Below are 20,241 nucleotides of genomic sequence, written 5' to 3' on the forward strand. Positions count from 1 at the left end.
CGAGTCGATGCCCACATAAAGCTTATGACGCCAATACTCGGCACTTGCGCAGATTGGCATTGGGTATCTTCCTGAGGCGTTGGAAACCCGTTCGAATGCCGCATCCGGCGGGGCTTCAAATCGAAACGAGGTGGCCGTCTGGTTTCAGAACGTTTAGGATTTCGCAAGTATCTTCGGATCTCGCTATTCAGCACGACGTCGTAGTTCAAGAGAACTTTCTCAAAGTCTGGCTGGTGTAGTCATCACCACATCCGCACCGAAGCTTTTGACGAGAGCGGCGTTCTTCGCGCTCGTGGTCGTCGCGCCCTGATGCTTTACAAACTGTATTGCGATCGACCTCATTGTATGTTTAGCTGACGTACATTTGGCGGATTATATCGACGTGTACGCCCATTAAGAGTATATGCACGCTTCATAGCAGGAGGCGATGATGGGCGCGATCAAGGATATCACGACCGAAATCAATGAGCCGAACAGCGCTCGAATGAATTTCCGTACGAAGGAACGCGTTAAGAGGACGATCCAGCGGGCCGCTGCACTGTCCGGTCTCGACGATTCCGCCTTTACGATCAATGCCGCATATCAATCCGCCATTGCAACGATCGCTGCGCATGAGACAACGATCTTGCAGCCGGCCGATCATCAGGTGTTTTTCGACGCGCTCGACAATCCGCCAGCGCCGGCGGATAGTTTGAAGGAGGCGTTCAAGCGCCACGGCAACACCGTAGATTCCAAATAATGGCAGATTCCAGAGCGTCGAAACGCGTTATCGAGCTGCTCGATCCGAATAGGCATGATCGAGCGGCTTTTTCCTGCGGTATCCCTCAAGTCGACAACTTCTTCAAAAAGACGGCCAACAAACTGTCGAGAGCCGGCAATCTTCGGGTCTATGTGATGACCGAGGAGGACGGCACGACTGTCATCGGTTCTTACGCAATCAATAGTCATTCAATCAGCTATCGCGACCTGCCGGAGAAATATGCCCGTTCGCGGCCTGGGCATGGAAGCATTCCTGCAGCCTATATCTCGATGGTGGGGCGCGATGAGCGCTGTAGGAGTGGCGGTTACGGTGGCGATCTCCTTGCCGATTGTCTCAAACGGATCGCCCGAATTGCCGACCAGATCGGGATCGCCGTTGTTCTCCTTGACGTCCTCGAATGTGGCAATGAGGAAAAGACGAAGCGTCGCGTCGAACTCTACGCTTGGTATGGCTTCCAGTCGCTGCCATCGATGCCGATGCGCATGTTTTTGCCTGTCGCGACGATCAAAGGCCTATTGGATTGATCGGCCACGTTCCTTTGCGTGAAGAGAAGTTAAAGCCTTGTTTGAAAGTTTCACCCTTGATCTCGGTCATGGCTGCCTCGATGCCGGCGCGATGCGTTGATTAAAGTAGCGATCGGCTGAGACAAGGATCCGTGAGTCGAGCAGGCAGCGCGGTTGTCCCTGCGGGTTGATCTCCTCGCTTTTTACGAAATAGAGAGAGCTACGATGGTGGCGAGCCTTGTGCGTGTAAAGGCCATCGTTGGACGCGCTCCGTTGTCGCGAGCGCGTCCAAGACGAAATGCTAAATATCAACCTCTCAGAACTCTTCCCAGTGGCTGGTTGCCAGCGCCGCATTGCCGCTGAATGCGGATGCGACCTTACGGCTGAGGGAGCGGGCAGGGGAGGCAACTGCGGAATCAGCACTACGGGCAACGCGCGGTGAGCCGGGATGCGTTGCGGTCATGCCTTCGAGCCTGAACTGGCTGACCAGTTCCCGCAGCCTGACGGCTTCCGAGGCAAGTGTGTTTGACGCCGCGTTCGATTGTTCCACCATTGCCGCATTCTGCTGCGTCGTCTGGTCCATCGAATTGACAGCCGTGTTAACCTCGGCGAGCCCCACTGACTGTTCTTTCGCAGATGTGGCGATCGATTCCATGTGCGCATTGATTTCGACGATGAAGCCGCTGATGGTTTTCAATGCCGAACCGGCATCGCGAACCAGTTTCACTCCGTTTCCGACTTCTGTAGACGAGTTATGGATGAGCCCCTTGATTTCCTTGGCCGCTTGGGCGGACCGTTGGGCTAGCTCCCGCACTTCCTGGGCTACAACGGCAAAACCCTTGCCGGCGTCGCCCGCCCGTGCGGCCTCCACCCCGGCGTTCAGTGCCAAGAGATTGGTCTGAAAAGCAATCTCGTCGATGACGCCGATGATGTTGGAAATCTGTTGTGAGCTTTCCTCGATCTTGCGCATGGCCTCTTCAGCATGTGAGACAACTTGCGCAGATTCAGCAGCCGATTGATTGGCGCGGCTCGCGACATTCTTGGCTTCTTCGGTGCGCTTGCTGGAATTGGCGACGTTGACAGTGATCTCGTCAAGGGCTGCGGCCGTTTCCTCGAGCGAGGCCGCTTGCTGCTCGGTGCGCTTTGATAGGTCGTCCGTACCGTCGGCGATCTCGCGGGTGCCGGTATCAAGCCCAGAGATCGAGTTCGATATTTCGGACATCGTCGTGCCGAGCTGGGAGACAGAATGGTTGAAGTCGCGGCGCAAGGCTTCGAAATCCTGCGCGAAGGCCTCGTTGAGCTGGAAAGCGAGGTCGCCGGAGGCAAGGCGCTTCAGGCCGGCGGCAAGTCCGGAGGTCGCAACGCGGAGGCGTTCGGCTGCATCGGCTTCGGCCTTTTCCTGCGTCGCAATCCGCTCGACCTCAGCACGCCTGCGATTTTCTTCCGCCTCATTCTCCAACCGTCTGTTGGCGATCGCGCCTTGCCGGAAAACTTCCAGCGCCTTGCCCATGTCGCCGATCTCGTCATCGTTCTTTGCAAGATCGATCTGGGCGTCCAACTGCCCACCTGCGACGAGGCCCATCGACGCACCGAGTTTGTACATGCCGCCAATGATCCGCTTGAAGGTCACGAGACCGATAATGGCCAGCATCAAAACGAGAGCGGACATGGCAGCGATCGTAAGGCTCCAGTAGAATGAGGCACGCGCGTTCGCCTCATCCACCGCCGCCTGGGTGCGCGCTTCGAGTTTGACGAAGAAGGTATCGACCGGCTTCATGATCTCGGCCTTGTAGCGATGGTAGTCCGGCGAGTTGAGCATCTGCGTCGCCTTGCGCTGGGACTCCGGCCCCTTCGTCGCGGCATTGTCCACGAGATCCATCGCCTCTGTTTCCAGCTTGATCAGCCCGTCGGAGCGCTTGCCGGCCTCGTCAAGGAGCGAGAATTCCTCGTCCGTGAAGCCGGCCTGCTTCATGAGGTCGTTTAGGGAAACGGCGACACCATCGGGCCGAGGCTTGGTCTCTCCGCTTGCGACGAAGTCCCAATAGATCCGGTGATAGTCTTCCGGGCGCGGTCGTGTACCGTTTCTGATCTCTACGACGGCATTGTATTGTTCCTTGAAAGAAACGTCGCCGGTTTCGGCATATGTCCGCACCAAACGAGTGAGGTCGTCGGACGACTGGCGCAAATTATCGGCAAGCAGATAAGATCGGTACTTCTGGTCGTAGGCCTTTGTCACATCCGTGGCAGCGCCGTCGTATCCCCACAGGCTACCGACCAGGCCCGTAATAGCGATACCGGTGGCGGATGCCAGGATGATGAATTGGTTCTTGATTCTCATGATGGACATTTCTCAACGTGGACATGTCTCTTCTGGCGCGCCGAATTCATTTCTGACGTGATGAAGTCATGTCGCACACAAGTGCAATTCCCGAGATCATCGTCGGGTGGCTAAGGGAACGTGATGCAAAATGGTTAGCAAAGTGAGAATCTTTCAATGGATCGGGCATAGATTCAATATTTTGCCTGAATACAGTTTAGAGTTGCACCTATAAATATCTGCGATGCTCCGAAGCCGTTATTTCGTCCATCGGCGCAATACATCGTTGCTCGCGCGTTACATCACCGCCTGCATAGTGGCGGCGGATCGGATTCGCATCTAAGTATTCTGCACGAAGCCGCGATATGCCGCTGGAGTTCGGAGAAGAGTAGAGTCAACGAGGCATTCCCAGCAGTCGACGTTTTGTCTTCATCGAAGGCTTCCAGTTGGCGTTATTTGCCGTTCGGTGTCTTCCGAGTTCCTTCGTCCCAATGGCCCGTTTTGACCTCCCGGAAGCTTCGCAAGGCGGCCTCAAAACCTTATCAGCGGCATATCTTGTAGTTCCAAAGAGTGCGGTTTCTGCTCTGTAGCTGAGGAGCCTTTCGACGATCCGCGGGATATCGTTCCTCGTTATACCAATGTCCTCGAGCAGCCTGTCGTCGAGGTTGTGAAGCGCGGCGGTCGCCCGCCTCCGCTGCCGGCGTTGCAGGGTACGTAGAAGAAGTTTCGTCACGCTGAAATTGCGCAGCGTCGGATCCTGGCGGTCTTGGGGTGATGAGTGTTCGTATGCGGACATTGTTGCCCTCCATTCGCAGCATTGATCGGCCCGCTCGCGTGGTCGCGGAAGCGAAGCGGCGAACGGGCATGCAGACGCAACGGCGCTGAGCGCCGAGCGCGAGTAGCCGTGGCCAGATCGTTTATTTGAGAGGGATCCCCGAAACGGCGAACGGGTGCGTTCGAGCCGCTCGGGGCTACGAGCGCGTCAGCAGGGACGCTGAGAGAACCAAGTATTTCTTGTGTCGACGTGAAGTAGTCATGATTCCCATGTGGTCACTTGAGGCATTGGATTCAATTGGTCGAGATGCGGCCTTTGGACGCTGGCTAGACGACCGGTAATTCGAGCACGCCGCGCGCCAGCCGACACGGACCTCGGGGGCCGGAGTTGTGACGGGCTAGCCATTCTGTCATCGATCCAGCCGCGATAGGGAAGGTCGAACGCGTGAAAAAGCGTAAGATAACGCAGCGAAAACCATCGCAGGGCGACCCTCAGAGCGGGCTCGGATGATCCCGACAAGTCGGTCGCCACCGATGCCTTACCGTAAGTGTCAAGCAGGGCGACTTCGACGAGAGGCCGGTATACATGACGCGATCGGCGATTTGAGCGAGCAGCGCGAGATGATGGTGACGGAGAGCATCGCCATGCCCATGCGGGCTCTGATATCGGAAAGAAGCTGGATGATCCCGCCCGGGTGGTGACGTCAAGGCCGGTCACCTCATCGAGCAACAAATGATGAGAATTAACGCGCACCTGAATATTGCCCATGCGGCTCTGCGGGCGGCTTCCGCGGCGTTCCGGAAACGGAGGCGTTGAAAGGAGCTTACCCTTGAAATTGCTGCATGCGCTGTCTAAATGCAGGGCATGTGTATGGATACGTCTGTCAAGATTTTGAGTCTTACCGATCAAGCATGCTCCCCCTCCCGGAGCAGGCAGCCTTGACTCTGTAACGCCGCCACAGACCCGCCGCTCCGGGAACACATGATCAAGAACAGTGCGGTTCTATTCGTGCCGAACACACGGCGCGTTAATGGAGCGTATCCATGTCCCACTTACGATCTCGCCCGATCTGCGTCACCTGCAATCGCCATCTTCCCGTTGCCGCGGCCCGCTGCCCATGGTGCAAGACGCCAATTCTTAGCCGCCCGCCGCGCTTTTTCCGTCGGTCACAACCGGCGTCCGCTTTGTGTTGCAACCACCTTTCTTGAGGAGGGATGCCGACGATGAGCCACAACACAAAAATCGACGATCATGCATTGAGGGCCAGCGGCATCGACGAATTGCAGCAGGTTGGGGTCTTGCCCTGGCGCATTCGGCGCGACGGCGCGCCGAAGGTCTTACTCATAACGTCACGCAGGCGGGGGCGATGGATCGTGCCCAAGGGATGGCCGATGAAAGGATACCCGCTCCTTGTCGCAGCGGCGCGGGAGGCCTTCGAGGAGGCCGGGATCATTGGTGACATGTGGCCTTCACCGGTCACCACCTATCGATACATGAAGGCATTGGACGACGGCTCGGAGATCCCCTGCCGCGTCGCCGTGTTCGGCATGAATGTACGAGGCACTCTGACCCACTGGCGAGAAAAAGATCAGAGGCAGCGGCGATGGTTCTCCGTTGAGGCGGCTGCGGACAGGCTCGATGACATCGAGCTTTCCGCCTTCGTCAGGGCGCTGGCGACCGCGCCGGAGCGCCTGGAGCCCTCCGACCGGCCCGCCAGCCGTCATCTTGCACGCGCTGGGCCGAGCAAGATAAGGAGCTGAGGAAACACGGATGTCTTCAACGATCTTCCCCCGGCGCGATCGGCGGCGCACCGCATTTCCCATCCGCAGGGTCAACGCCAGACGCTGACCGCCTGGCGCCGCTACCTGCGACGGCAAGAGGGGCGCCAGGAATTTGTCCAATCCCAGATCGAACCCTGCGGAGCAACGCTGACGATTCGCGTGCCGGCCGTTGCCCATTTTGAGAAAGAACCCGCAATGAGCTTCAGATACAGCCACACTTTCCCCATCAGCGGCCCGAACAAGCTGCCCCGCTTCAGGCAATGGGCAGCCAAGAACGTTCCGGGCGTTGCCGTGTCCCTACCACCCCAGGTGCCTGTCAAGAGCACGGCCTTGACGGTACGGCTGAAGTCCGGAGAGGACCGCGATATGCTGATCGCGAAATTGGAAGGAGCCAGCTTCTAGGCGGATGCCGGCAACGTTGCGTAGGGGACTTACGCTCACCGTAGGTTAGACGCACTGCACCGGAGACGACGGCGAATGACGGGCCGCTCACCGCACCAAAACCGTGCGGTTGGGATCGGCGCGTTGTTCGTCGTCATGCTCGCGGGTAACACATGACCCGGCGGCCACGTACGCCAGTCTGCCGCGATCGAGGGGTAATCCTGCGCTCGGTTGGGACGGCTTCGATGCGAATAGGCCACGTCGAATTGGACGATAGTCCACCAAAAGAGCACACTGGCGACGTTTACTTCCTTCCACCGCGCGGCTATCGCCGAGCAGATGGTTGAAACGGTTGAGCGCCCGGGTCCCGGCGACGCTCCACAGATCGATTTTCGCAACGAGGAATTCCTGGCGATCGGCGCTTGCCGGGCAGGGCGCTGGTCAGCCATCCTTATGATCAGGCTGTGCCCGATAAAACGCTGTCCGCGTTCCGTTCCCGCCCGGTCAGCGCAGGCGATGAAGAGGCCGTTCGTATGGGCAGCCGCTTTATGGAGAATGTTCGCCACTGGCGCGGCGACGCTCTCGGCCCCGCCATCGGCACCCAGTTCGTGGGAACGCAAACGAGTTCGGCGCAAGCCAGCGCAAGCGAGCGGAACGTTTTAGGAAACCAGCCATCGTAGCAGATAGCGATGCCGACGCGGCCGAACGGTAGTTCGAACACGGGAGTTTCCTTGGCTGCAGATGGCGGGACTAAAATCGGCGGTCCCTACTTGCGCGGAAAGGGCGAAATAGTCGTGGCCCAAACCTGCCAGATCATCCTTGGGTTCGGAAAAGCCAGAAAACCTATTCGGGAGAACTGAAATGCGCGGTATGCAAAAAGGAACCCATGGAAGAACACAACCAAGTTCCATAATTACTCTTATCTGATTTTATGTAATGAAATAACATAACATGACATAGAACGGTAACAACCGCACTCCTGGCGCGAACACCTCTCGCCAAGCTTGACGCCCGTCGTTCACTGTCCCAATCTTACGCTTCCCTAGTCCCAGGGCGACAACGGCAAAGCCTTGCCGACGTCGAAAGAACACGTCCATGGAGGGCTGCTTCGACATCGTCGCGGCGACATTGGGCTTCTGTCCGGGAGCCACTCCGTCATCCCCGGGTGGTGAGCCGAGGACTCACCCCGCGAAAACGGAAGCTTCGCCCCGGGCCGAGCATGACGGATGGAAAATTCGGCCGATCAACGGCCTCACTTCACCGCAGCGGCCGGCCAGTCCATCACATCCTCCTTGCCGCCCGCCAGACGACCGCGACTGCCGGTAACGATATCGTAGGGGAAGCCGAGCGGGATGGCGCTGGCGGTATCGAGGCGGGCGATCTGCTCTTCGGTCAGGCGAACATTGAGTGCTGAAAGATTGTCGTCGAGCTGCTCCTTGGTGCGCGGACCGATGATCGGCAGCGTTGAGCCTTTGGCTAGTACCCAGGCGATGGCGATCTGACCGGCAGGAAGTCCGGTTTCCTCGGCAATCGCCAGAACCACGTCAACGGTTGCCGTCTTGCGATCGTCGCTTTCACCATGGATGACCGCGCCGAGCCCTTGCGCCCTGCCCGTCTCGCCCTTGCGATATTTTCCGGTGAGGAGACCACCGCCAAGCGGTGACCAGCTAACGGTGCCCAGTCCAAAGGCATTGGCCATGGGGATCAGCTCGCGCTCGACGGTGCGTTCCACGAGGCTGTATTCGATCTGCAGCGCCGAGATCGGCGACCAGCCGCGCAGGTCTGCCAAGGTGGCGGCGGTGGCGACGCGCCAGGCTGGGAAGTCCGACAGGCCGGAATAGAGGATCTTGCCGGAACGGGAGAGGTCATCAAGGCCGCGGACGATTTCGTCGATCGGGGTGACGGCATCCGGCATATGCACCCAGAGAAGATCGATGCGATCGGTGTTCAGGCGCTTCAGGCTGGCTTCCACGGATTGAATCATCGCCTTGCGGCTGTTGCCAGTGCGCTGCAAGCCGCTGGTCGGCGCATCGCCCAGCGAGAACTTTGTAGCGAGCACGATATCGTCGCGCTCGCTAGTGATGAATTCGCCGGTCAGCGTTTCCGAGTGGCCGAACTGATACTGGTCGGCCGTATCGATGAAATTGCCGCCGTCGGTGCGGTAACCCTCGAATATCTGCTTCGCAGTCTCTCGGTCCGCGCCGTAGCCCCAGCCGGTGCCGAAATTGCCGGTGCCCAGCGCCAACGACGAAACGCGAAGGCCGGTGCGGCCCAAAACTCTATAACGCATGCTCATGTGCTTCATCCTTCTAAAAAGAGTTTCCGCCGGGTTTGTTTATTTAAATGACGATCGTCATGCATTGCATTTAAATGACGGTCGTCATATAGTTTGTCAAGGGTATTTTCCGAAAGGAGTTGCGCATGCGTCCGACCAAGGAACAGGCAAAGGATAACCGGCAGCGGATTCTCGATACGGCAGCAAAGCTGTTTCGCGAGAATGGCATCCATGCCGTCGGTGTCGATGCCGTCATGAAAGGGGCCGGCCTCACCCATGGCGGCTTCTACGGCCACTTCAAATCCAAGAGCGATCTTGCAGAGCAAGCGCTGGCCCATGCGATGCAGAACATGCTAGGCGCCGATGCCCTCAGTGGTTCGTTGGACGATTTCGCGAAATCCTATCTTTCACCAGAGCATCGCGCCGCCGTTGGAGCGGGATGCACCGTGGCCGCTCTTGGGCCGGAGCTCGCAAGACTGCCGGAGGCGGAGCGAGGCCCGGTGACAGATCATATCCGCGGGTTGATCGCCCATATGGAGAACTGGCAGACGGAGAGTGGTTTCAAGCCTGACCGCAGCCAAGCGATCGCGGATGTCGCAAGCTTCGTCGGCGCTCTCGTCATGTCCCGGGCGGTGAACGATCCCGTCTTGTCCGACGAGATTCTGGAGAGCGTGCGCGACCGGGTGACCGGAAAGGCCCAGGACCAACCGATTTCGGCGTAACACGACGAAGACCGCATAGCTCCCTCATGCGATCTGACCTCGAGAAGGCGGATCTCCGGGATTAGCATGACGCGAATCCCCTTCCCCGGAGTCCTGGACTCTCACGGGCGGCGGCTGTTCGCCGACCCAGAAATCTTGATTTCGTAGGTGCGCCTACTAGCCCGAGGTTCGAAATCAAGTCGCATACCAGATCCAGCCCTTACCGCTGCTGTCTTGGTCAAGCGGTCCAAGACTTCCAGGCGGGGAGTTCGAGACGCAAGACCAAGCCGCCAGCTTCACGCACGCAGATGCCCTTCAAGGATTGCTGTCGCTCTCTCAAACTGCTCCCGAAGAAACCGATCAATATGCACCATCAACCTGGTATCAAGGCGCCCGATCTCCTCGATCCGACGACGGCTGCGATCGCCATACGAGGCAAGTTTCTTGCCGATGCCGATAGGACCGCTCCAGTGCGATGTCCGTCTTCGTCGCTGTGTCCAGGTTCGGATCCAGCGCCGCCCGCGACACCGTCATCGTGACCGCCAAGAACACCTGCTCGATCCAAAAGCATCCGTTTGGACAGGCTGATTTCCTCAACCTAAACAATCTTTTTGCATCCAAGATTATCTGGCGACGCTCAGGCGCGGATCACGCTTTCGTCGGGCATCGGCTCTCCTAGGTCCAAAGTTTGTGTATGAATTCTGGTCAGTAAGCGCCCGCAACACATTCATTCCGCCGGAAGAAAGGGTTTCGCTGCCGCGGTCCCGTTCTCCATCGCTGCACCGGCGCATTAGATTCTCCGTTGTTTCTGAACGGGCGTTTACATCAACAACGTGAATCAGTTCGCCCCAACCGATTCAAAAGTCTGATTGGACGCGGAATCTTGAACACGTGATGCTGTGTTCATGACCCAGCAGTGCTCCAACCTATACTTTCAACGGATAGATCCAAGCCGCAACATGGCGCGCTATTATATGTTGTCGATACAGCCGACGCTGTTTGGCGAAGTTTCCCTCATTCGAGCTTGGGGGCGTATCGGTACGCGCGGCCAGGAGATGAGCCACCACTTTGCATCCGAGACGGACGCTTTGGTGCTTCTTCGGAAAATCGTCCGCCGGAAGTCCGCGAAGGGCTATGTTTTCAAGGGAACTTGTTGAAAATCACTAGGATACTGCTGTTTTCGCGGAAAACCGATGATTGTTGACATCGGCGCGACGGGGAAACATTCGTCTGGCCTATTGGAACATTCTTAAGCGACTGCCGTTTGGCCCAGAGCAGCAGTGAAAGGGTTTCCCGTGATCACACGCTCGTCGATGCACGCACCAAAGTGCGCGGTATCATTCATGGTCAACGGCCAAACAACAAACGTCGAAATCGCCCCATGGATTACGCTGCTGGATCTGCTGCGCGGTCCGCTCGAGCTTACGGGCACTAAGAAGGGCTGCGATCATGGACAATGCGGCGCATGCACGGTCTTGATTGATGGTGAACGCATAAATTGCTGCCTTAAGCTCGCCGTATCGCTGGATGGAGCTGATATAAGGACGATCGAAGGCTTCGGCACTCCGGATGCTTTGCACCCGATGCAACAGGCTTTTCTTGATCACGATGCGTTTCAATGCGGCTACTGCACGCCGGGTCAAATTTGTTCCGCGATAAGCCTCGTCAATGAAGGCCGAGCGTATTCACGCGCCGAGATCCGTGAACTGATGAGCGGTAATCTCTGCCGGTGCGGCGCCTATACCAACATCATCGACGCCATCGAAACGTTCTTGCAGTCGAATGGTCGGCATAAAACGGACGGATCCGGACGATGAAGCCGTTTTCCTACACCCGGCCCGAATCCGTGGAGAATGCGATACGCGCGCTTTCAGCCAATCCGCGCGCTTTCGTCCTCGCGGGCGGGACCAATCTCGTTGACTTGATGAAATACGATGTTGTGCATCCAGAAGCGATCATCGACATCAACCGCCTGCCGTTGAAAGACATCGAAGAGTTGCCCGATGGCGGGCTGAGGATCGGCGCGCTGGTCAGCAATTCGGCGCTCGCCCATGATCGACGAGTGATGAATCGCTATCCCCTACTCACAAGCGCCATTCTGGCTGGTGCATCACCACAATTGCGCAACGCGGCTACGACCGGTGGTAATCTTTTGCAACGGACCCGTTGCTACTACTTCTACGATCCTGCCACGCCTTGCAATAAGCGCCGTCCCGGCTCGGGCTGCTCTGCGCGCGGCGGCTTTAATCGAAATCACGCTATCCTTGGTGCGAGCGAAAGCTGCATCGCAGTTCATCCCTCGGATATGTGCGTTGGCCTGGCCGCCCTGGGAGCGACAGTCGAGGTTATAGGACCGAAAGGCCAACGTTGTATTGCGCTGGCCGACTTCCACCGGCTTCCCGGCCAGGAGCCAGACCGGGACAACTCATTGGAACCTGGCGAAATCGTCGTCGCGATCCGACTCGAGCCTAACCACTTCGTCGCGCACAACAGCTATTTGAAGCTGCGTGACCGCCTCTCCTATGCCTTTGCGCTCGTCTCCGTTGCCGCAGCAATTGATCTATCCGACGGACGCATCGTTGATGTGAGGCTGGCCCTCGGGGGGGTGGCGCACAAACCTTGGCGAGACCCTCTGGTTGAGGCGGAGTTCGCTGGGGAAATGGCGGAAGATGCAACGTTCCGCCGTCTTGCCGACAGGCTGTTGACCGGCGCCAAAGGATACGGTGACAACGATTTCAAAATAGTGTTGGCGAAGCGTGCCATTGCGCGTGCACTGACCGAGGCGGCGACGCGTCCGTCCCAATCTCAGGGGAATGGGCCGCGACAGACACGATAGTAAAGGGCTTTTACATGCTACGCGAAAACAAAGCGGTCGGCGCGCCACATTCACGCGTGGATGGCCCGTTAAAGGTAACCGGTCAGGCGCGGTATGCCGCGGAATATTTTGACACAGGCTTGCTGTTTGGATGCGTGGTGTCCGCCAATATTGCAACGGGTAAGATTGCCTCGATCGACATAGACCATGCGGCCTGCATGCCCGGCGTCGTGAAGGTCTTCACGCACGAAAACCGCCCGGCGGTCGCTTACCGAAATAGCAAGTGGAAGGATCAGGTCGCTCTGCCCGGTCATCCCTTCCGCCCGCTAGAAAATGACCGCATACTTTTCGACGGTCAGCCCGTGGCACTTGTGGTTGCCGACAGCTACGAGGCGGCACGAGATGCAGCGAGCTGTGTGCGGGTACACTATCTGCCCAACCGTCCGCAAACTGATCTTGAGCGCAATCTCGACGAAAGCTACGTGCCGCCGGTGCCCCGCTCTGAGCAATCTATGCCGCCGCCGCCTCGCGGCGATGCGCACGCTGCCTTCGCAGCCGCGCCATACAAGATTTCCGCCGAGTACCGGATGGATGGTGAACATCACAATCCGATGGAACTGTTCGCCACGACAGTGATACGAAATGGCAACGGCGATTTGACCGTGTATGACAAAACCCAGGGCTCGCAGAACTCCCACGAGTACATTTGCAATGTATTCGGGTTAGCGTCCGAAAAATTAACGGTGAAGAACAGTTTCGTAGGAGGTGCTTTCGGGCAGGGATTGCGGCCGAAGTACCAACTCTTTTTGGCTGTGATGGCGAGCCTTGATCTGAAACGATCGATCAAGGTCGAGATGAGCCGCCGCGAGATGTTTTACCTGACTTGGCGGCCCTCTAGTTTCCAACAGGTCTCCCTTGCAGCCGATGGAAATGGAAACCTGATATCGGTCATGCACCATGCCGTCCATTCGACGTCCCGTCATGAAGATTACCAGGAAAACGTCGCTAATTGGTCCGGCCTCGCCTACCATTGCGAAAACGTCAAGATTACGTATGAAATCGTCAAGCTCGACGTTTCTACTCCAGGCGATATGCGCGCGCCCGGGGCGGCAACAGGTATAACGGCCCTTGAGGTGGCAATTGACGAACTCGCTTTCGCCACAGGAACTGACCCATTGGATTTCCGCATCCGCAATTTCGCCCATCGGGACCAGAACCAAGACAAGGAAATCACCTCCAAGGCGTTGATGGCTTGTTACCATGAAGGCGCTTCACGCTTCGGATGGTCAGGGCGTTCGGCAGAACCGCGCTCGATGCGCGAGGGAAATGACCTTGTGGGTTGGGGAATGGCAACGGGCTTATGGGAAGCTAAAATGTCGCCAGCTGAAGCCAAAGTGCGGGTTTCTTCTGATGGCAAGGTCTACGTCTCGGCTGCCGCTTCCGATATCGGGACCGGCACCTATACGATCCTCGGCCAGATTGCCGCTGATTGCTTCGATGTTCCAATTGACAACGTCACCGTTCAGATCGGGGACTCTTCTCTTCCTAAGACGGCCGTCGAAGGCGGATCCTACACAGCTGCATCATCTGGTACTGCCGTCCAGGCAGCATCAAAGCGTGTCATTGAAACTCTCCTCAAGCATGCGCATGTCATGTCTGGCACGCCGCTAAAACACGCCGCAGCCAAGGAAGTCGAAATTGCCGAGGGTCGCCTCGTTCTCAAGACCAATCACCAGCTCGGTCTGGCTTTGTCCGACATCATGAGCTTTGTCGGCGTCTCGGCCATCGAAGAACTTGGAGTAGCCGGGCCAGACAAGAAACTCGCCAAGACATTTGCTGCCTACACCCATTCAGCCGTGTTTGCCGAGGTCAAGGTGGATGCTGATCTCGGCGTTGTTCGCGTCACGCGAGTTGTCAGCGCCATTGCCGCGGGCCGCATCCTTAATCCCAAGACCGCTCGAAGCCAGATTCTGGGCGGCATTGTGATGGGAATTGGCATGGCGTTGCATGAAAAGGGGATGATCGACCACCGCATCGGCCGGATCGTCAACCATAACTTGGCCGAGTATCACGTGCCCACAAATGCCGATATCGACGGGCTTGAGGTGATTTTTGTCGAGGAGGATGACAACAAGGTGAGCCCCATCGGAGCAAAAGGACTGGGCGAGATCGGCATTATCGGTGTTGCCGCTGCCGTTTCAAATGCGATATCTCACGCAACAGGGACTCGTTTCCGCGACTTTCCCATTACTATCGACAAGTTACTAATGAGCGGCACGTCGAGCGATAACGGGCCTCGGCATCACCTCTGATGGAACCTAGGCCACTTTATTGAGTTCAGGCTTCGTGGAGAAATGCGCGTTGCCCAAGCCTGTTCCAATCGTCAATACGCCCCAGCTTTGTGCATCATCGAGAAAGGGAAGCTGCGACAACCCTTGTACGACGGCGTCATTGTGCATGACGAAAAAACTGTCTTGGTCTCCAATCTTCGGTACCGCACGTCGCAAGACCTCGGGCAGGTTGAAGCTTTCGCTCTCCCAGTTGCCCCCCGGCAGATTTTGCGCACCGCGGGTAATCGAGCCCGTTTCTTCGATGATCCCGGGACAGGCGATGCCGACTACTGGAGCGAGATCGAGCTTTTTCTTTCGCGCATATTCCACCATATGCCTGAGCATCGCGGCGACCTTTTCAACGCACGTGGTCCGGTTCGGCTCATCGTCGGTGTGCCGCCATACGTGCGATTTGCCAACCTTCGCATGAGCAAAGTTCTTAGCCTTTTGTGTGTTCAGTTCGACGACACCAACCCGAATATTGGTTCCACCGATGTCCACAGCGAGGATCGCTTGGTGCCCTTTGAGCATCCAATGAGGTAAAAGGTGCACGCTTCCGATCAGCCCCGCGTCGTCGGGATGATGACGAATTATATTGAGCTCCATTGCTGAACCTTGCTTCCTCAGGATCATCTGGGCTCGCTTTATACTCAACGCCCCGGCTTGGCTGGAAACGAAGCCGCCTCCCACCACCACCTTCTGTGTACCGCTCCAGCTTTTCTCCGCCAGATACCGCAGCAAGACTGACACGAGCTCATGGGCGAACTCCTCGATCGCACTCCACACTGTCACCGCCGCCGCCGGCTTTCCGTCAGTCAGGAAACGATCGATCGTCCTTTTCGAGAGCATTTCCGTTTGCTTGCGTCCCAGAGGGTCGGGGGCGTTGTCGGATGCGATCTTGCGCCAGCGTGCGATCATCTCCTTGAATGCTTCCTTGTTGGCTCTGTCGCCAATGAAGCCGTTCTTGTCTTTGATTTCAAAATTATACTCATCGACACGAACCCGGGGGAGATCCCCTGCCCCATGCGCAATGGGCTTGCCCTTGCTTCGTTCCATTTCCGCCCGTGCCCTGGTCGCTTTTGCCATGAATTTCGTCCCGCCATTTAACTACCATCCAAACGCGGGTTCCGCGTTGAGGTTCCTTGGGCCGCGGCAGTTCCTGAGTGACGCTCGATTTCCGCCAGTGTCCCGACGGATTGCCTCTCGCGATTGGCTAATGACTCCGCCGGCCGTGATGGCGAGCCGTTGATTGGCCCTGCACGAAGTTGGCCGGCCACAGTTCGTGGATCTCGTTTGCTGGTCGTCCGGCAAGAAGTTCGAGGATTAACTCGCCTGCACGCATGCCGGCTCGGTGCAGGGATGAACGCGTCGCACTCAACGTAGGTGACATATGTTCGGCGCGCAGATATGCGAGTCTGTCGTCATGAGCCACGACCGAAACGTCTCTACCCACTATAAGGCCGCAAGCTTTTGCGGCGCGATAGACGCCAAGTGCGCTGGTTGTAGACCCTGTAACAACGGCCGTGGGGCGCGGGTGCTGTTCAAAAAAGGACCGCCCCACGACAAATCCGTTCTCATCGGTCAGGTCGCCATTCGCTACAATTTCAGTATCGTATGGCAGCGCCCGTTCGGCGAGTGCTTCCCGATATCCTCGGTGGCGTTGCGAACTAAAAGCGAGTTCTTGTGGGCCGTTTATCAGGGCGATACGTTGATGCGCGAGATCCAGCAGATGTTCCGTGGCGAGTTTCGCCAACCCTACGCTGTCGATATCGAACCAAGCGTGATCTGAGCACTCCGGCAATTGGCCGTAGGTCAGGAAGGGAACGCGCTGCTCGAGGAGCGAAGTGATCCGCGCGTCACCCGCCAATGGACTGCTCAATATCACTGCGTCTACGCGTCCGCCTTTCGCCAACCTGTCGCACATTTCTATATCGGAATCCTGGGAACCGGATGCCACAGGGGCTATCAGCATTTCGCACTCCCGGGCGACAAGGGCCCGTCCCACTCCCGTTATGAATTCTGCGGTCTGGTAGGCCAGCGAACGGTCAAAGATGATGCCTATAGCGCCTGCTTTACCGGTTGCAAGGCGGACGGCCGTGCTGTTGGGACGATAACCAAACCGGCTAGCCTCTTTCAAAACGCGCTGGCGCGTTTTCTCGCGCACCTCTGGATAGCCGGCGAGCGCACGGCTGACAGTCGTTGGGGATAGGCCCAACTTCTCAGCAAAATCCTTCAATCTCATCTATCGTCCTAAGCTCCGCATAGATGGGAAACCATTTTCCATCCAATTAGATCCCTGGGGCTGCGGGAACTTTAAAAGTGAGTGGAGCAAGGGATGCTGATCGCCGCGAAGAGTTACGTAACGTCCTGGACGTTTGTCTGGGAATCCCTGGTGACGGGCCTTTTATATTAGGAAGATGTTGTTAGCGGTGGAGGGCGCTGGAACGAACACGATTACTCGTACGTTGTGTGTGAGCAATGATCGAGGATGGTCATGACCGAAGGCACCAAAAAGGAGTTCGACGTGATTGGATTGCTTCCGTCGCTGAGGCAGTTCGCCAGTACACTCGAGATGGATCCGCAACGGTCAAAGCTTCTGGTCGAGCGTACGTTACGTCGAGCCGTCTCCGAACTTAAATCCTATCGCATCGGCATGGACCTTCGTCGGTGGCTCTTCAGATTAATGCTTGAGACCGCCGAACTACGGGCTTCTCATGGGAAGATAGCTTTACCAGCCCGGCGCGATCGATCACGACAAAGTCTTATGTCCTGACGTACGGCGGGCAGGATCGTGCACTAAGCAGCTGAGAGTGAAGCTCAGACCTTTTTTGTTTTCATAGCGTCCGAAAGCTTGGTCCGATCGGGATCGCTGAGATTTTCACCAACAGCATCACGATCACTGTCCGGATCATCAACTGCCGGAAGGTAGCCGCGGGGGCGGGTCTGTCTTGGCCCTTCCCACCGCGGCGACTGATCGGTGGTGCCAGGTTTACCATCACGTGGCGTTTTCATTTTCTTTTCCTTTGTTTGAGTTCATAACAAGTCGACTTGCGTCTCCACATCCCGCCACTCGGCCCACCTGAGGTGAGGCCAACGACCTGGCCCAGCGAGCACTGTCTGCTACTACGACCCAGACCAACTGTTGACGGCAATGCGAGCTTCGCGCGCGGCCTCAATAAACGCACGACGGGCGTCATCGGGCGAACGCGAGCTGTGTTCTCCCATATGGCATATTGCCAAAGCCGCCTGTCGGGCCGGCCCGTCGTCGTGATGCCAGTGGTTCCGCAAGATGAGATATGCATCGCGAGTGCTCTGTACGCGAAATATCCGATCACCATCCGCCAGGAAGATCTCTTCATCCCAAAGTCGATCGACACCCAATTCTTCTCTCATGCTTCGACCTCCATGACTGCGAACTGGGCGGGCTCGGTCGATCTGCTCAGGATCATGCCCGCAACTTCCGGATGAACACGTGCGATGTCTGATAGCGAAAGAACCCCGACCGCCTCATGGCGATCATTCACAACGACAAGACGGCGGATCTTGCGTTCTGCCATCTTTTGCGCCGCATTCAATATGCTATCCTCAGGAGTGCAGGTTTCTGGCGAGACGACCATAAATTCGCGCACCGCACGAGTAGGGGGCGTGCCTTCGGCAAGCACCGACACAACGATATCTCGATCGGTAAGAACGCCAATGATGGCGCCGACACCGGGGACTTCCACCGGAAGTATTCCGACACCCGTTGCCGCCATCAAACGGGCGGCGGACTGGGCACTATCATTGGGTGAGATCGTAAAGGGCGTCGGTGTCATAAGTGAACCCACATTTGTAATCTGCTCAGAGCTTGCCATCGATCAAGCTCCTGCCATTGATCGATGCCGGCACCGCGATTTCGTCAGCGGGTGATTTTGGCAAAGGAAGATCGACGCGGTCCGGTGGCTCGACTTGCGCATCGTGGATCTTGTTCTTGCCATGTGTGGGCGGCCCGAAATATTCGGGCTTCGGTGGGCGCGGCGGAAGACGTTTGAAGCGGAGGCGCATAACGGGTCCCTTTCAGTTGATTGTCAAAACTCAACTCAATCCGCTGGTAATTGTTCCGATTTTTGCTGGTCACGGTCCTCACCAAAACGTGCCTCGACTGCGTGTAATATCGCTTGGAGCTCCTCACTGAGGGTATTTTGGGCTGCGAAAGCCTCACTCGGCACGACGCCTGGATCTTCCTCATGATCCTTCACGACCAAATCGTCCTCCACCTGTCCTAGAAGGCTTTGCCATTCCTCGGGGCGAGCTTGGCGAAGAATGCCCAGTAGTCCAATCAGCAGCTCTCTGTGCGCTGCCAGTTGAAATTCCAGCTTGTTCATCTCTGGCTCCATTCGTTGCTCCACTCTGCACTCGAACTCACCTGGCCTGCTTGGTTCCCAGGTGCGATAGAGACCGTCAGGAAACTGATCTCGCATGTGGAGCTCATGGACGCTCATGCTCGACTTCACAACGGCCCGTGTCCGAGCGTGTTCCGTCCATATCGAGTTTGAGGTTCACCCACATGGTCCGAGACAGGTTGGCGTTGTTTCGCAATACTGAGATATCTCATGGCAATATGGCGGCTCACGACCGCCATCGGGCGGAGCCGGCATTGCTGGCTATTTTCGCGATGCCTCTTCTTCGCCTTTACAAAGATGGTTTGCGATCATCACCTGTATCGCGCGCTTCATCTTGGGTGGGGTCGGATGGCAAGGTTTGATTCCGGTTCGTCTCTCTCGGCATAGGCACCTCGTCGGGGCCTATCTCTCGGGCTGCCTGTTCCCAATGACGTCTCTCCTGTCCCTCGGGGCGTCCTTCATTCTCCCATATCGCATAGGCTCGGCGCCGTATTATTTCGTCCCTGTCGTTCATGGCCTGATCTCCGTATTTCATGTCAACTACGGAGCTTGCTAACCGGCCAGTCGACCATTTGTTCCGGTTTGATGACGCCGATTGTGGGAACACATAATCGGCTCGGCGGTTTTTCCAACGGTGGTCGCAAGGAGAAATGACATGCCAAAACATCGGAGCACGGCTGATGACTACTCCGCACGCCCCCGAGGAGCGGACTACGAGAACTCGATTTATGGGACCATTCCCGAGGAAAGGGGTTCTCTAAGAGAAATCCCCGAGAGCAACAATACCTGTCCTACAATCGCGCAAGAACGTTTGACGGAACCGGATTTTCCAGCGCGAATGACGCCCCTGCGGTCGGGGATTGTCACCCTCGGTCCCGGAGCCATGGGCGGTGAGACAGGAATCACCGCTTGGCCCATTTCAGGGAAGGGGGCCCAAAGCCTACCCGCGAAGTGACTGCAGCATCGAAGAGGTTGTCAAGGATCGGCTGACCCTCGCTGGAACCCTCGATGCAACGGAAATCGAAGTCAGCGTTTACTCAGGCGAAGTCGTGCTTTCCGGTACCGTCAACAGCAAGTCGGCACGGCGTCAAGCGGAAGAAATCGCGGAGGGCGTGCGCAGCGTCAGCCATGTACGGAACAATTTGCGAGTGGACCTTAAACAGGGCCACTTAAACGAGACATGAGGCAAAGCAGGAGCCGACCAGCCGCAGGGAAATTGAG

At 57.3% G+C, this 20,241-nt stretch carries 21 protein-coding genes and 1 pseudogene; 11 read left to right on the forward strand and 11 right to left on the reverse strand.

Translation table 11 applies throughout. The annotated features are described in order from the left end of the window. The first annotated feature begins 430 nt into the window (after nucleotides 1–430). Both J3R84_RS29910 and J3R84_RS29915 read left to right on the forward strand, forming a co-directional pair. The gene (locus J3R84_RS29910) at nucleotides 431–739 is read left to right on the forward strand and encodes a type II toxin-antitoxin system TacA family antitoxin (RefSeq protein WP_156408521.1); all 309 of its coding nucleotides are present in this window, start codon (nucleotides 431–433) and stop codon (nucleotides 737–739) included. Beyond that, on the forward strand, nucleotides 739–1,284 hold the full coding sequence (locus tag J3R84_RS29915; RefSeq protein ID WP_057221705.1) for a hypothetical protein: 546 nt from the start codon (nucleotides 739–741) through the stop codon (nucleotides 1,282–1,284). The genes J3R84_RS29910 and J3R84_RS29915 overlap by 1 nt, the downstream gene beginning before the upstream one ends. Nucleotides 1,285–1,579: 295 nt before the next feature. Here J3R84_RS29915 and J3R84_RS29920 read toward each other — a convergent pair whose 3' ends face one another. Together J3R84_RS29920 and J3R84_RS29925 are read right to left on the reverse strand one after the other, a co-directional pair. Further along, nucleotides 1,580–3,601, reverse strand: coding sequence for a methyl-accepting chemotaxis protein (locus J3R84_RS29920; protein ID WP_225906534.1), 2,022 nt, complete (start codon nucleotides 3,599–3,601; stop codon nucleotides 1,580–1,582). A 373-nt stretch (nucleotides 3,602–3,974) separates the two neighbouring features. After that, nucleotides 3,975–4,376, reverse strand: a complete 402-nt coding sequence (locus J3R84_RS29925; protein ID WP_057221706.1) for a YjiS-like domain-containing protein — start codon at nucleotides 4,374–4,376, stop codon at nucleotides 3,975–3,977. Nucleotides 4,377–5,578: 1,202 nt separating this feature from the next. Here J3R84_RS29925 and J3R84_RS29930 point away from each other — a divergent pair. Continuing rightward, the gene (locus J3R84_RS29930) at nucleotides 5,579–6,115 is read left to right on the forward strand and encodes an NUDIX hydrolase (RefSeq protein WP_082571750.1); all 537 of its coding nucleotides are present in this window, start codon (nucleotides 5,579–5,581) and stop codon (nucleotides 6,113–6,115) included. 720 nt (nucleotides 6,116–6,835) lie between these two features. Here J3R84_RS29930 and J3R84_RS38870 read toward each other — a convergent pair. After that, nucleotides 6,836–7,241: pseudogene (locus tag J3R84_RS38870) on the reverse strand (nitrilase-related carbon-nitrogen hydrolase); the annotation flags it as partial. Between the two features lie 528 nt (nucleotides 7,242–7,769). Then, nucleotides 7,770–8,807 carry an aldo/keto reductase gene (locus J3R84_RS29940; RefSeq protein WP_203529851.1) on the reverse strand — a complete coding sequence of 346 codons (1,038 nt, stop codon included), beginning with the start codon at nucleotides 8,805–8,807 and terminating at the stop codon, nucleotides 7,770–7,772. A 131-nt stretch (nucleotides 8,808–8,938) separates the two neighbouring features. Between J3R84_RS29940 and J3R84_RS29945 the strand changes: the two genes are divergently transcribed. The 6 genes from J3R84_RS29945 to J3R84_RS29970 all read left to right on the forward strand — a co-directional run bounded on the left by J3R84_RS29945 (nucleotide 8,939) and on the right by J3R84_RS29970 (nucleotide 14,620). Continuing rightward, entirely contained in the window at nucleotides 8,939–9,514 is a 576-nt protein-coding gene (locus J3R84_RS29945; protein ID WP_057205481.1) for a TetR/AcrR family transcriptional regulator, read from the forward strand. Between the two features lie 454 nt (nucleotides 9,515–9,968). Then, on the forward strand, nucleotides 9,969–10,172 hold the full coding sequence (locus J3R84_RS29950) for a hypothetical protein (protein WP_057221708.1): 204 nt from the start codon (nucleotides 9,969–9,971) through the stop codon (nucleotides 10,170–10,172). A 226-nt stretch (nucleotides 10,173–10,398) separates the two neighbouring features. Beyond that, nucleotides 10,399–10,650 carry a WGR domain-containing protein gene (locus J3R84_RS29955; protein ID WP_057205477.1) on the forward strand — a complete coding sequence of 84 codons (252 nt, stop codon included), beginning with the start codon at nucleotides 10,399–10,401 and terminating at the stop codon, nucleotides 10,648–10,650. A gap of 156 nt (nucleotides 10,651–10,806) precedes the next feature. Continuing rightward, nucleotides 10,807–11,310: a (2Fe-2S)-binding protein gene (locus J3R84_RS29960; RefSeq protein WP_203529850.1), complete on the forward strand. Its 504-nt coding sequence runs from the start codon at nucleotides 10,807–10,809 to the stop codon at nucleotides 11,308–11,310. Continuing rightward, on the forward strand, nucleotides 11,307–12,329 hold the full coding sequence (locus tag J3R84_RS29965) for an FAD binding domain-containing protein (RefSeq protein WP_203529846.1): 1,023 nt from the start codon (nucleotides 11,307–11,309) through the stop codon (nucleotides 12,327–12,329). Before J3R84_RS29960 ends, J3R84_RS29965 begins: the two co-directional genes overlap by 4 nt. 14 nt (nucleotides 12,330–12,343) lie before the next feature. Continuing rightward, entirely contained in the window at nucleotides 12,344–14,620 is a 2,277-nt protein-coding gene (locus J3R84_RS29970) for a xanthine dehydrogenase family protein molybdopterin-binding subunit (RefSeq protein WP_057223606.1), read from the forward strand. Nucleotides 14,621–14,626: 6 nt separating this feature from the next. Here the strand turns inward: J3R84_RS29970 and J3R84_RS29975 are convergent, their stop codons facing one another. Next, nucleotides 14,627–15,724: an ROK family protein gene (locus tag J3R84_RS29975; RefSeq protein ID WP_203529845.1), complete on the reverse strand. Its 1,098-nt coding sequence runs from the start codon at nucleotides 15,722–15,724 to the stop codon at nucleotides 14,627–14,629. 127 nt (nucleotides 15,725–15,851) lie between these two features. Beyond that, nucleotides 15,852–16,880 carry a substrate-binding domain-containing protein gene (locus tag J3R84_RS29980; RefSeq protein WP_057223610.1) on the reverse strand — a complete coding sequence of 343 codons (1,029 nt, stop codon included), beginning with the start codon at nucleotides 16,878–16,880 and terminating at the stop codon, nucleotides 15,852–15,854. 252 nt (nucleotides 16,881–17,132) lie between these two features. Between J3R84_RS29980 and J3R84_RS39130 the strand changes: the two genes are divergently transcribed. Continuing rightward, nucleotides 17,133–17,411 (forward strand): hypothetical protein, encoded by a 279-nt coding sequence (locus J3R84_RS39130; protein WP_435526099.1) that lies wholly within the window; start codon nucleotides 17,133–17,135, stop codon nucleotides 17,409–17,411. Between the two features lie 44 nt (nucleotides 17,412–17,455). Here J3R84_RS39130 and J3R84_RS29985 read toward each other — a convergent pair whose 3' ends face one another. The 5 genes from J3R84_RS29985 to J3R84_RS39135 form a co-directional block, all read right to left on the reverse strand. Continuing rightward, on the reverse strand, nucleotides 17,456–17,650 hold the full coding sequence (locus J3R84_RS29985) for a hypothetical protein (RefSeq protein ID WP_082571740.1): 195 nt from the start codon (nucleotides 17,648–17,650) through the stop codon (nucleotides 17,456–17,458). Between the two features lie 111 nt (nucleotides 17,651–17,761). Continuing rightward, a complete protein-coding gene (locus J3R84_RS29990) occupies nucleotides 17,762–18,031 on the reverse strand; it encodes a DUF982 domain-containing protein (RefSeq protein ID WP_057223614.1) in 270 nt (89 codons plus the stop codon). Continuing rightward, nucleotides 18,028–18,492: a CBS domain-containing protein gene (locus J3R84_RS29995; protein ID WP_057223616.1), complete on the reverse strand. Its 465-nt coding sequence runs from the start codon at nucleotides 18,490–18,492 to the stop codon at nucleotides 18,028–18,030. Before J3R84_RS29995 ends, J3R84_RS29990 begins: the two co-directional genes overlap by 4 nt. A 225-nt stretch (nucleotides 18,493–18,717) precedes the next feature. Next, nucleotides 18,718–19,002 (reverse strand): hypothetical protein, encoded by a 285-nt coding sequence (locus J3R84_RS30000; RefSeq protein ID WP_203529844.1) that lies wholly within the window; start codon nucleotides 19,000–19,002, stop codon nucleotides 18,718–18,720. Nucleotides 19,003–19,309: 307 nt separating this feature from the next. After that, a complete protein-coding gene (locus tag J3R84_RS39135) occupies nucleotides 19,310–19,555 on the reverse strand; it encodes a DUF2934 domain-containing protein (RefSeq protein WP_373688554.1) in 246 nt (81 codons plus the stop codon). Nucleotides 19,556–19,910: 355 nt separating this feature from the next. Here J3R84_RS39135 and J3R84_RS30010 point away from each other — a divergent pair, with 355 nt between their 5' ends. After that, nucleotides 19,911–20,204 carry a BON domain-containing protein gene (locus J3R84_RS30010; protein ID WP_225968577.1) on the forward strand — a complete coding sequence of 98 codons (294 nt, stop codon included), beginning with the start codon at nucleotides 19,911–19,913 and terminating at the stop codon, nucleotides 20,202–20,204. The last annotated feature ends 37 nt before the right edge of the window (nucleotides 20,205–20,241 follow it).

Source organism: Ensifer canadensis, from assembly GCF_017488845.2.
GTDB lineage: Bacteria > Pseudomonadota > Alphaproteobacteria > Rhizobiales > Rhizobiaceae > Ensifer > Ensifer canadensis.

What these genes read in the sequence shown, in the direction of transcription:
- J3R84_RS29920 (WP_225906534.1), bottom strand. Translation starts at nt 3,601, where the DNA reads ATGAGAATCAAGAACCAATTCATCATCCTGGCATCCGCCACCGGTATC.
- J3R84_RS29985 (WP_082571740.1), bottom strand. Translation starts at nt 17,650, where the DNA reads ATGAAAACGCCACGTGATGGTAAACCTGGCACCACCGATCAGTCGCCG.
- J3R84_RS29995 (WP_057223616.1), bottom strand. Translation starts at nt 18,492, where the DNA reads ATGGCAAGCTCTGAGCAGATTACAAATGTGGGTTCACTTATGACACCG.
- J3R84_RS29960 (WP_203529850.1), top strand. Translation starts at nt 10,807, where the DNA reads ATGCACGCACCAAAGTGCGCGGTATCATTCATGGTCAACGGCCAAACA.
- J3R84_RS29965 (WP_203529846.1), top strand. Translation starts at nt 11,307, where the DNA reads ATGAAGCCGTTTTCCTACACCCGGCCCGAATCCGTGGAGAATGCGATA.
- J3R84_RS29910 (WP_156408521.1), top strand. Translation starts at nt 431, where the DNA reads ATGGGCGCGATCAAGGATATCACGACCGAAATCAATGAGCCGAACAGC.
- J3R84_RS39130 (WP_435526099.1), top strand. Translation starts at nt 17,133, where the DNA reads ATGACCGAAGGCACCAAAAAGGAGTTCGACGTGATTGGATTGCTTCCG.
- J3R84_RS29925 (WP_057221706.1), bottom strand. Translation starts at nt 4,376, where the DNA reads ATGTCCGCATACGAACACTCATCACCCCAAGACCGCCAGGATCCGACG.
- J3R84_RS29950 (WP_057221708.1), top strand. Translation starts at nt 9,969, where the DNA reads ATGTCCGTCTTCGTCGCTGTGTCCAGGTTCGGATCCAGCGCCGCCCGC.
- J3R84_RS30000 (WP_203529844.1), bottom strand. Translation starts at nt 19,002, where the DNA reads ATGAACAAGCTGGAATTTCAACTGGCAGCGCACAGAGAGCTGCTGATT.
- J3R84_RS29940 (WP_203529851.1), bottom strand. Translation starts at nt 8,807, where the DNA reads ATGCGTTATAGAGTTTTGGGCCGCACCGGCCTTCGCGTTTCGTCGTTG.
- J3R84_RS29945 (WP_057205481.1), top strand. Translation starts at nt 8,939, where the DNA reads ATGCGTCCGACCAAGGAACAGGCAAAGGATAACCGGCAGCGGATTCTC.
- J3R84_RS29975 (WP_203529845.1), bottom strand. Translation starts at nt 15,724, where the DNA reads ATGGCAAAAGCGACCAGGGCACGGGCGGAAATGGAACGAAGCAAGGGC.
- J3R84_RS29970 (WP_057223606.1), top strand. Translation starts at nt 12,344, where the DNA reads ATGCTACGCGAAAACAAAGCGGTCGGCGCGCCACATTCACGCGTGGAT.
- J3R84_RS29980 (WP_057223610.1), bottom strand. Translation starts at nt 16,880, where the DNA reads ATGAGATTGAAGGATTTTGCTGAGAAGTTGGGCCTATCCCCAACGACT.
- J3R84_RS29990 (WP_057223614.1), bottom strand. Translation starts at nt 18,031, where the DNA reads ATGAGAGAAGAATTGGGTGTCGATCGACTTTGGGATGAAGAGATCTTC.
- J3R84_RS29930 (WP_082571750.1), top strand. Translation starts at nt 5,579, where the DNA reads ATGAGCCACAACACAAAAATCGACGATCATGCATTGAGGGCCAGCGGC.
- J3R84_RS39135 (WP_373688554.1), bottom strand. Translation starts at nt 19,555, where the DNA reads ATGAAATACGGAGATCAGGCCATGAACGACAGGGACGAAATAATACGG.
- J3R84_RS29915 (WP_057221705.1), top strand. Translation starts at nt 739, where the DNA reads ATGGCAGATTCCAGAGCGTCGAAACGCGTTATCGAGCTGCTCGATCCG.
- J3R84_RS29955 (WP_057205477.1), top strand. Translation starts at nt 10,399, where the DNA reads ATGACCCAGCAGTGCTCCAACCTATACTTTCAACGGATAGATCCAAGC.